The following is a 9,440-nucleotide window of genomic DNA, read 5'->3' on the forward strand; positions in this document are numbered from 1 at the left end:
GACAGCGCCAGCCCCACATCGTCACCGGCTACTTCAAAGCCCCGCACGTCCGATACGTCCTCGACGAGTGAACCCAATGAGTTTCTGATCAATATGTCCTCATCGATGGCGGGCACGCTCATCACCCATTACCCGATGCCTGTGTGGTACTTGTGCACGTCGTCGCCCCGGTGGCGACTCAACTCGGCATGGGTGAGCAAAAATCGCGTACTGACGAGGGAAAGGTCGTGAATGCCGAAACCGGAGGGATAGTTACTGGGCACGGTTACCTCCAGGGCGGAACTGGATAGGTCAGAGAGGAGCGCCTGCGTAGCGCCCGGTGCCGACTCGTTGTCTGTGCGGGCCCATGACGCAGTCGTGCGACCGGTACTCAACTCGTCTGTCTGGGAGACGCGTCGGCTGAAAGCCGTTCGAGTACCCGAGGGTCAGTCAGAATGACATCCTGCCGCAGCACGGCAATCTCCAGATACTGCATGGCAGGTGACGGGCTCACCCCGAGGTCGTGCAGCAGCAACCGACGGTGCGTTCGGCAGGCTGCCAGGGCATCCGCCTGTCGACCAGCCCGGTACAGGGCCACCACCAACTGAATGGCAAACCCTTCGCGGTACGGATGCTCCTTCACGTAGCCACCCAGTTCTGCGGTGAGCCCGAGGTGGCCGCCCTCTTGCAGCTTGCACGCGTAGAGCAGTTCCACGGCCGAGAGCCGCGACTCCTCATAGCGGATCGCTGCGGCCTCGCAGACGCTACCGCCGCGGATCCCGCCAAACGCCGGCCCACGCCACATCGCGATGAGGTCCGCTACCTTGGCTGAGCGCACACTTCCCTCCGCGGCTATTCGCCGGACCTGCTCGAAGCCGGACATGAAGATGGCCGCGTCGACCTCGCCACTGGCGAGGTCGAGCTGGTAGCCCACCGAAACGGACGCGATGCGAACGTCGCGCGTCGCCTGAGTCCGTGCAAGGCTGCGCCGTAGGCGGCTCACCTGAGCCTGTAAGGCGTTGAGAGGGCCGTCCGGCAGCTCATCCCCCCAGAGTTCGCGGATGAGAACCTCACTGGCCCGGTAATGGCTGTCATTGGACAGTAAGGCCGCGAGAAGGATGCTCTGAAGACGTCCGCCCGGGCGCCAGGCAGATTGGACGGGCCCGGCTTCGATCGGTCCCAGGATTCTGAAGTTCGGCATCGAGACTCCCACTGAAGGACGGAGCGGCCCAGAGCCGTGGCAGATCAATGGCAACTTGAGTAGGCGGAGCGGGTGTGCCGAAAGGACGGTATCCGACCTGCTCTGACTGCCCTATTTATGGATGCTCGCATTTGGCGACGGGAATACCTCGCACCCGCCCCATGCTTGTTGAATGTTCGAGCGGGTTGAACACCTAACGAGCTCGTAACAAGATCTTTTTGAAACGGCCTGGTAGGCCGTGACCGGTGTGATGATTCGGCCGTTCGTGAGGTGTGGGTACTCGACCGTGGATCTTGGACGATGGGTTGTGGGCTCTGATCGAACCGTTGCTGCCGCCGTGGCCAGAGCGGTCGCCCGGGCCGCGGCCGGTGTCGGACCGGCTCTGCCTGCAGGGCATTCTGTTCGTCCTCTACAACGACATGGCCTGGCAACTCCTGCCGATGGAGCTGGGGTTCGGCTCGGGACAGACGTGCTGGCGGCGTCTGGACCGGTGGCAGAGAGCAGGGGTCTTCGACCGGCTGCACCGAGTCCTGCTCGCGGAGCTGAAGGCGGCCGGCGAACTCGACTGGTCACGGGCGTGCGTGGACGGCTCCCACATCCGCGCGAAAAGGGGGGGCCCGACACCGGTCCGTCGCCGGTCGACCGGCGGAAAACGGGCAGCAAACACCACCTGATCTGCGACGGACGCGGCACCCCGCTCAAAGTCATCACGAGCGCGGCCAACGTCAACGACGTCACCCAGACCCTCGCCCTGGTCGACGGGATCCCTCCCGTCGCGGGCCGTCCAGGCCGGCCCCGCACACGGCCCGAAGCCCTGCTCGGCGATAAGGGCTACGACTCCAACGCACACCGCGACGAGCTCCGTCACCGGCGGATCCTGCCCGTCATCTCCCGCTAGGGATCACCGAACATCAAGGGCATCGGCAAGCTCCGCTACGTCGTGGAGCAGACCTTCGCCCTGCTCCACCACTTCAAACGCCTCGCAGTCCGCTGGGAACGCCGAACTGAGCTCCACGACGCCTTCGTCTCGTTGGGCTGCAGCCTCATCTGCTGGAGGCGCCTCAAGAAGACCGCGTCAAGATCACGTTAGGAGCTCGCTTGGTGGGGCAGGTCAAGCTGGCACACGGTCGTGCTGCAGATCCAGACCACGTGTGGTGGGCCGCTGTTGGGGCGTCTACTGCATCAGCTCGGTGTGGGGATGCTCGGGTGAGGCTGGGCAGATGTTGAGCTGTTGCTTGTAGCCGCGGGCGATCTGGATGGCGGCGCTCTGATTGGGTCGAGGGGCACCGCCCCTGGTGGGAATCTCTGGCTCTTGCAGTTCGTACGGGATCCAGGTGCGGTCGCTGCTGCCCCATTCGTGCGAGGGGATGGTCAGCAGGGGGGTCATCGTGGTGTCCCATGTGAGGCAGGACTGGGGGATCGGGTCGGTCAGGCCCCAGGAGGGCAAGGCGCCAACTTTCCAGCCCGGCGCCACGGAGAGGTTGATCCCGTAGAACTCCGCCGGGTACGAGGCATAGCGGCTGTCCACCGTGTTTCCGGCGTTCTCCCATCTGCCCCAGTCGTTGAGCGTGCTCAAGATGTCCGGGCTCAGCTCCGAGGGGTGGGGGTACTCGGTGATCTGCTCCGGGAGGAGCAGGCACGGCTCGGGCAGGTAGACGTCGAACTGCACCGTGGGCGGCTCCAGGGGCGCGGTGAGGAAGCTGGTGACCTCGGCTGCGGACCGCCAGAACAGCACGGTCCTGGGCATGTAGCTTTTCGGAGGATGGTCGAAAGGACACCACAGCACTTGGAGTAGATCCGTGCTGGCGGGCGTGCGCAGGTCCGGGATGTCCCGCGTGTAGAACTGGGCCAGCGGCAACAGGGCTATCGCCCCGTCGTAGGGCTGACGGCCCGGTTTCGGTCTCGGATAGGTCCTCGGGGGCTCGATGCGGGCGAGGGCCTCCCGTTCCTGCGGGGTGAAGTCGCGACCCCGCGCGGCGGCGCGGATCCGGCGCAGCAGTCTCAAGTCCGAAAGCGGTCTGAGCGGTTTCTTTGCGTCCCACTCGTGCGGACCGTCGCAGTGCGGCCAGGGCTCATCGGCGGGCCACACTAGCGGACCGCCGACCGAGCTGTGACGCGGGGACGGGCATGCAGGAACCGGGTGCAACCGGGTTGCCGTACGGGCCAGCGGGGCCAGCTGGGGAAAGAGCGCGGTCACGTCGAGCGGCCGCGGCGGCGTAGTACGCGTGATCTTCATAGCGGGTGATAGTGCCAGCAGCCACTGACACTAGTGCAGATCAAAACCACCCATCAGGTCGATCGCTCAGGCGGCACCGAGTAATCACACGACGCCACCGGCCGGATCATTACATCGGTCACGCCCGACCAGGGCCAATCGACAAGATCTTGTTACGAGTTCAACGGGACACCACACGAAGGTCGCGGTATCCCAGTCGATGACGAGACAGGTAACTGGCCGTCGGCAGGGCACGCGCTCTTGGACCGCAGCCTTCGCGGCTTTGCGGTCGGCCATACTCTGCCCGGGATCTGGTCCGGCTCGCGAAGCTGCGGTGGCGCATCGAACACGAGTACCGCGAGCTGAAGACGACGCGCGGCCTCGACCACTTCGAGAGCCGCTCGTTCACCAACTGGCATCGGCACGTCACCCCCGCAATCGCCGCCCACCTCTTCCTTACCGAGCAGCGGTCCTGCCCAAAAGTCGCGGCCAACCAGGGGACTGTAGAGAGATCGGATCTGCGCCGTAGTCGGTCGTGACGTTCGGTGACGGCCGTCGTTAACGTTGTATGCGAGCTATCAACTCCCTTGTATAAGGGCGTTTTCAGGGCTCTCTGCTCTGGTCATCGAGGATATGGCGGATGGTGGCTAGGTGATCCGGGTCGTCGCCCGAACCCGGGATGCTCCGATGCCCTGCCCGGTATGCGGGGTGCCGACGGAGAAGGTGCACGGGTATCACGTTCGGACGTTGGCAGATGTGCCGGTCGATGGCCGCCGGGTCGTAGTACGCGTCCGGGTGCGGCGCCTGGTCTGCCCGGTCCTGGGCTGCCGGCGAAGCAGACCTTCCGTGAGCAGGTTCCTGGGCTGATCGAGCTTCTTCAGCGCCGTACCACGCGTCTGACCAGGCAGGTCTCCGAGGTGGTCAAGAAGTTACGCGGCCGGGCAGCCGCCCGCTTTACTCGGTTCCTGGCCACGCCCCTGTCCTACGCCACCGCCCTGCGCCTGCTGCGGCGCATCCCCCGGCCGGCGGTGCGCCTCCCACGGGTGATCGGGGTCGACGACTTCGCCCTGCGCCGCCACCGCTACGCCACGATCGCAAGAAGATCGCGGGCCGCAAACGTCACATCGGCGTCGACACACTCGGCCTCCTCCTGGCCGTGCTGGTCACCGCCGCCAGCGTCTCAGATAACGCCGGTGGCATTCATCTGTTCTCGGACATTGCGGCAGGCCACCCGCGCGTCACGAAGGCATGGGCCGACAGCGGTTATCGAACCAAGGCCATCGACCACGGTGCCCGCTTGGGCATCGATGTCGAAGTCACGCGTCGCGACCCCGCCCAGAAGGGCTTCAAGGTGATTCCGCGGCGCTGGGTCGTCGAGCGGACCTTCGGCTGGCTCATGCATCACCGTCGCCTCGCCCGTGACTACGAAACCCACCCCCACCGCTCTGAACCCATGATCAAGGTGGCCATGATCGACCTCATGAGCCGACGACTCACCCACGAATCCACCTCGAACTGGCGCGACTCCTGAGTCAGGAGGAAGCGCCCTGAGCAGGGCAGTGCCAGTCGGCCGAGTCGATCGCGTCCTCCTCCGTGTCACTGAGGTGGAAGCAGTTTCCGTCGACCCACACCGTGACCGATTCGGGCCGATGGTCGACCTGGAATGGTTCGTCCCCCCGCAGAGTTCCGGACCATGAGCCATCCGCTGCAGGCGAGTGGGTGACAACGACCCACGTCTGCTCCGGGGGCATCTGGTACGTGTCCGCCCAGGGCTCCACGGTCAACTCCAGCACGGACTCACCTCCATTGCTAATCAGCAGCCGCGCTGTTCCGACACTGTCCATTCCCCGCACCCCTCCTTGTCTCTACGGGCGATCCCGCACGCAGCTACAGAGTGCGGGCCCACACGACCCGATCGTCACGCACGCACGACTGTCTGAAGTCGCCCTGCCACCCGAGATATCAAACAGCCCTGCCGGGACAAAACGCTCTTTAATAACTTGCCCGGCGCATGCGATCTGACGCACCGCAGTGCCGCCCCTGCCCCGGGCCGGGACGGCGCGGGGGCACGTCAGCCCACCGTCACCACCTTGAGGCGCCCATGCCCCATCCTGTTGCATACGCCCCCACCCGCTTCATGACGCTCCTCGGGGAAATCGCCGCACGCGAGTGGACCCCGACCGATGTCCCGAACTAGCCGGTCAACTTCACGCGCACCGCCGCCGACTTCGCCCTCTCAGTCTTCTACCCGCAGCCAGGTACAGCCGGAACGTCTTTACCACAGCTTCGTTGATCGCCCCCGACGGGCGGTGCCACGCGAAGTGCACCCCCGATCTGGCGGGCGACGACAGCATCTACGCCTGGCTCGCCGATGGCGACCTGGATGCCGTCACCGAGGCGCTCACCGTCATCGTCCGGCGGCTAGTCGACTAGGACTTGTCCGGCCGATCATGTGACTACTCCCTGACCAGGTCGTTGACGTGGTCATGGGGCGGGGCGATCTGAGTGATGCTGAGTGGGAACGGCTGCGGCCGTTCCTGCCGGTCAGCAACAGGCGTTGTGGCAGGTGGAGGGATCATCGGCAGGTGATCGACGGGATTCTGCACCGGGTTCGGACCGGTGTTCACTGGCGTGACCTGCCCGAACGGTTCGGGCCGTGGAAGACCGTCTACGAACGCCACCGTCTGTGGTCGGCCGACGGAACCTGGGAGCACCTTCTCCAGCAGGTCCAGGTAGCGGCCGACGCCGCGGGTGAGATCGACTGGGACATCTCAGTCGACTCCACCATCGTGCGGGCGCATCAGCACCCGGCGGGCGCCCGCACCGGCCCACCGCCGGTCCCCGCCTCAAAGGGGGACACGTCAGAAGAACACCAGCACGAGAGACCGTGGCAGAGCCTCGTCGCCCGGCTGGTGGAGGTGGTGCTGGAGGCGAGGGCTTGGGGCGCTCGCGCGGTGGGTTCACTACCAAGCTCCACCTGAGCGCGGACGGACGCTGCCGCCCACTGTTTTTGATCGTCACACCAGGTCAGCGGGCGGACTGCACGCAGTTCGAACCGGTCCTGGAGAAGATCCGCGTCCCGAGACCCGGGCCGGGCAGGCCACACAAGAAGCCCGACAGCGTCGCTGCGGACAAGGCTTACAGCAATGGTCCGTGCCGCGACTACCTGCGGCGCCGCGGCATCCGGCACACGATCCCGGAGAAGACCGACAGCCAGGCCGCCCGCCTGCGCAAGGGATCACGCGGCGGGCGGCCACCCGAATTCGACGAAGACCGCTGCAAGAAGCGCAACACCGTCGAACGGACGATCAACCGACTGAAACAGCACCGGGCGGTGGCCACACGCTACGACAAGCGCCGCTACGTCTACCTCGGCACCGCAACCGTGGCAGCCATCGCCGTCTGGCTCCGAACCTGACGGCAAAACACACCTCAGTGGTCGCCCTCCGCCGGCCGCTGATGCCCACACGGGACCAGGTCGCCGTTCTTGTCGAAGACTTCGGCGTCGCTGCCCGAATTCACCCACACCGTGATGCCCTGATCATGCACAACCACGTTGAACGGCGAGTGCTCCGGGTCCGTCTCGGTCACGACGGTGAACTCTTCGCCCGGCCCCATCCAGTGATCAGTTCCCCACGGCTCAACCCACAGGCAGACCACGCTGCTGGTCTCGTTGCTCACGCTCGTCCTGGCCACGCTCGCACCCTAACCAGCAACATGATCGCCCGGACAAGTCCTAGTCGCTCCCTGACACTGTTGCCCGCACCCCGACCCCAGCGGCCGCGAGATGCAATGCCTTGCCGAGCGCGCCCAAGGGCGGGCCCGGCTCAACAACCTGTTCGCCGCCAGCCTCATCCGCAGCGAGGCCCTCACGGACAAGGCCCACCGGATCGCCGCTCTCGCCCACCGTACCGAACAGAGCGCCATCGCGCGGACGAGCTCTACGGCCCCAGCCCTGCCACCCGCACCTGGTTCGGCCGGCCCGCCTGGCACTCTCCTGAAACCACCTGGAGAAAGCCATGGCGCACAACACCTGGCGTACCCGGCCTGTGGTCCACCACATCGCCCCGCCCCGAGGGCACGGTCCTGCCCACCGGCAAATACTCCGCCCGGTACGCCCGAGCGAACGGCCAGCCGGTGGCGACCGCCAGCTTCGCCGACCACTCCGCCCCAGCCGGAGCTGGTACACCCAGAGGTCGCTCGACTACTTCCACATCTACACGCGGTGCGGCGAGATTCTGGAACGTATTGAGGACGGCCGGCCGATTCGGCTTTGGATCGTTCAGCCACTCAGTGAGACCGGGCACTGGAGCGGCGAAAACCACCCGTACTGGCTGATGTCCCACCAGATCCGCGTCGTGGAGAAACTCAAGGCAGGGCGTGCGTTCGGGCACCGTGGCGCTCAGATACTGGCGACCCTCGCCCAACTGCCCGACCTCGCCCAACGGTGGATCACAGAGTGGGCCGCCGACCCCGAGGTCATGCGCAGTATGTACACGACGTGGGAGAAAAGGGTGGACCACATCCGGGCGCTGACCGGCTGGGCGGTTTGCCGAGCGCAGTACTCCCGCCACGAGGCCGCCCTCGGGGCGGCCAACCAGCTCGCCGCCGACGCCGCCGGGCAGGTCGCGACCGCCGTCGGCGCCTACCCGCGTGCCGTCGTCCTGATCCAGCTGCGGGTCGGCTGCCTGGTCGCCGGTCAACTCTTGTTTGACCGGATCCGCGACCGCGAGTACGCGCAGTCGATCTGCTTCCTGTTGCTCGGCGCCGGACTCGACACCCCCGCCCCCACCGTCGTCCCGGCCTGACCACCCGCCCTCCGGGCCGCCCCAGGCGGGGCGACCTGCTCCGCCCTCTCGACACTAGGAGAAATCTCTTGAGCGCCGACACCACCGACGAGACGAACCGCTACACCGCCGATGTCGTTCCGCTCGCCGCTGGCCACATCCTGCTGATCGGGCGGGACTGGGACCCGTTCAGGGACCGGTGGGCTTTGCCCGGCGGTCATGTGGACGTGGGGGAGACCGCCCTGGAGGTCGCCGCGCGCGAGCTGGCGGAAGAAAATGGCATCGCCGTCCCGGCCGCTGACACCAGCACGTGGGCGCCTTCGACGCCGTCGGCCGTGACTCGCGCGGCCGGTACGTCACCGCCGCGTACAACGCCACCGTGCCCATGTTGGTTCAGCGGACTGCCGGGGCGACGCCAACGCCGCCCGCTGGTGGCCCCTGGACGCGCTCCCCGACCTCGCGTTCGGCTACGTCGAGATCATCGCGGTCTCCCTCGGCCGCTGACCCCATCCCGTGCGAGCGCGACGTTCCTCCATGCCACCCCGGCCCAACCTGCCGGGGCATTCGCGGTGTTCCGCCACGGCCAGCGACAGAAAGGAGAGGGCGTCATGCCGATTCGGTACTTCGAGGTTGACGTCCCAATACACCACACCACCAACCGCCAGCTGCACGGCGTGCACGTTTTCACTGGCGAGGCGTCGTCCGCGAGCGAGGCCCTGCGCATCGCGCGCCAGGTGTACGACGCGGCGCTCGCTGCTCAGCAGGCCGGACTTACGGTTCCCGGCAAGCAAGCCGGGGGCTGGGGAGCCCGGGGACTTCGGCCCGACTGGGTGCTTGACTGGCAGGCCGCGACGGTCGGTATCTGGAATAACCCATACAGCTGGCTCAACACCGAGCCCCTCGAGCTGTAGGTCCGCCCCAGGACGGCTGCCAAAGGTCGGGAAATGAGTCGGCTCCCTCGGGCCATCGGGCCCGTACAAAACGAGAGACACCTCCGGATCTGAACAGTTCAAGCAGGCGTTGCCCTGGTGGGGCGTGCCCAGTAAACGGCTGATCCTTTTCGTGCGGGTTCAGTTGGTGGCCGGGGTGAGCCGTCCTTCGAAGGCGATCTGGAAGGCCCCGCTGAACGCCTTCCAGATCGTCTTCGAAGGACGGGCCTTGACCCAAGGCCGGGTAGTTAACGTTTTCGCAGTTCATGCAAGGGGTGTTGGGGTCCACGTTGTGGCGGCGTAGAGGCCGGGGCCGAGTTTGTGGATGA

At 66.2% G+C, this 9,440-nt stretch carries 7 protein-coding genes and 4 pseudogenes; 8 read left to right on the top strand and 3 right to left on the bottom strand.

Going from position 1 to position 9,440, the window contains the following annotated elements; all coding sequences use genetic code 11:
• Nucleotides 1-370: 370 nt before the first annotated feature.
• Nucleotides 371-1,180 (bottom strand): AfsR/SARP family transcriptional regulator, encoded by an 810-nt coding sequence (locus tag ACZ4LX_RS37335; RefSeq protein WP_467651715.1) that lies wholly within the window; start codon nucleotides 1,178-1,180, stop codon nucleotides 371-373.
• A 272-nt stretch (nucleotides 1,181-1,452) separates the two neighbouring features.
• Between ACZ4LX_RS37335 and ACZ4LX_RS37340 the strand changes: the two are divergent.
• A pseudogene (locus tag ACZ4LX_RS37340) lies at nucleotides 1,453-2,270 on the top strand (IS5 family transposase).
• 84 nt (nucleotides 2,271-2,354) lie between these two features.
• Here the strand turns inward: ACZ4LX_RS37340 and ACZ4LX_RS37345 are convergent.
• A complete protein-coding gene (locus ACZ4LX_RS37345; protein ID WP_467651717.1) occupies nucleotides 2,355-3,185 on the bottom strand; it encodes a hypothetical protein in 831 nt (276 codons plus the stop codon).
• Between the two features lie 509 nt (nucleotides 3,186-3,694).
• On the opposite strand from ACZ4LX_RS37345, the pseudogene ACZ4LX_RS37350 reads away from it, so the two are divergent.
• The 5 genes and pseudogenes from ACZ4LX_RS37350 to ACZ4LX_RS37370 all read left to right on the top strand — a co-directional run.
• A pseudogene (locus ACZ4LX_RS37350) lies at nucleotides 3,695-3,934 on the top strand (transposase); the annotation flags it as partial.
• A 29-nt stretch (nucleotides 3,935-3,963) separates the two neighbouring features.
• Nucleotides 3,964-4,489: pseudogene (locus ACZ4LX_RS37355) on the top strand (transposase family protein); the annotation flags it as partial.
• A 2-nt stretch (nucleotides 4,490-4,491) separates the two neighbouring features.
• A pseudogene (locus ACZ4LX_RS37360) lies at nucleotides 4,492-4,926 on the top strand (transposase); the annotation flags it as partial.
• A 758-nt stretch (nucleotides 4,927-5,684) separates the two neighbouring features.
• On the top strand, nucleotides 5,685-5,828 hold the full coding sequence (locus ACZ4LX_RS37365; RefSeq protein ID WP_467651721.1) for a hypothetical protein: 144 nt from the start codon (nucleotides 5,685-5,687) through the stop codon (nucleotides 5,826-5,828).
• 53 nt (nucleotides 5,829-5,881) lie between these two features.
• Nucleotides 5,882-6,813, top strand: a protein-coding gene (locus ACZ4LX_RS37370; RefSeq protein WP_467651730.1) for an IS5 family transposase whose coding sequence is annotated in 2 segments (ribosomal slippage) — nucleotides 5,882-6,217 and nucleotides 6,220-6,813 — 930 coding nt in all. Because the reading frame shifts where the segments join, the coding sequence is not laid out codon by codon here.
• Between the two features lie 14 nt (nucleotides 6,814-6,827).
• Here ACZ4LX_RS37370 and ACZ4LX_RS37375 read toward each other — a convergent pair.
• Entirely contained in the window at nucleotides 6,828-7,076 is a 249-nt protein-coding gene (locus ACZ4LX_RS37375) for a hypothetical protein (RefSeq protein ID WP_467651723.1), read from the bottom strand.
• A 656-nt stretch (nucleotides 7,077-7,732) separates the two neighbouring features.
• On the opposite strand from ACZ4LX_RS37375, the gene ACZ4LX_RS37380 reads away from it, so the two are divergent.
• Both ACZ4LX_RS37380 and ACZ4LX_RS37385 read left to right on the top strand, forming a co-directional pair.
• On the top strand, nucleotides 7,733-8,203 hold the full coding sequence (locus tag ACZ4LX_RS37380) for a hypothetical protein (protein ID WP_467651726.1): 471 nt from the start codon (nucleotides 7,733-7,735) through the stop codon (nucleotides 8,201-8,203).
• Nucleotides 8,204-8,271: 68 nt separating this feature from the next.
• Nucleotides 8,272-9,093, top strand: coding sequence for an NUDIX domain-containing protein (locus ACZ4LX_RS37385; protein WP_467651728.1), 822 nt, complete (start codon nucleotides 8,272-8,274; stop codon nucleotides 9,091-9,093).
• Nucleotides 9,094-9,440: the final 347 nt, after the last annotated feature.

The sequence above is a fragment of the Streptomyces sp. NPDC026062 genome (assembly GCF_055568375.1).

What these genes read in the sequence shown, in the direction of transcription:
- ACZ4LX_RS37335 (WP_467651715.1), bottom strand. Translation starts at nt 1,180, where the DNA reads ATGCCGAACTTCAGAATCCTGGGACCGATCGAAGCCGGGCCCGTCCAA.
- ACZ4LX_RS37380 (WP_467651726.1), top strand. Translation starts at nt 7,733, where the DNA reads ATGTCCCACCAGATCCGCGTCGTGGAGAAACTCAAGGCAGGGCGTGCG.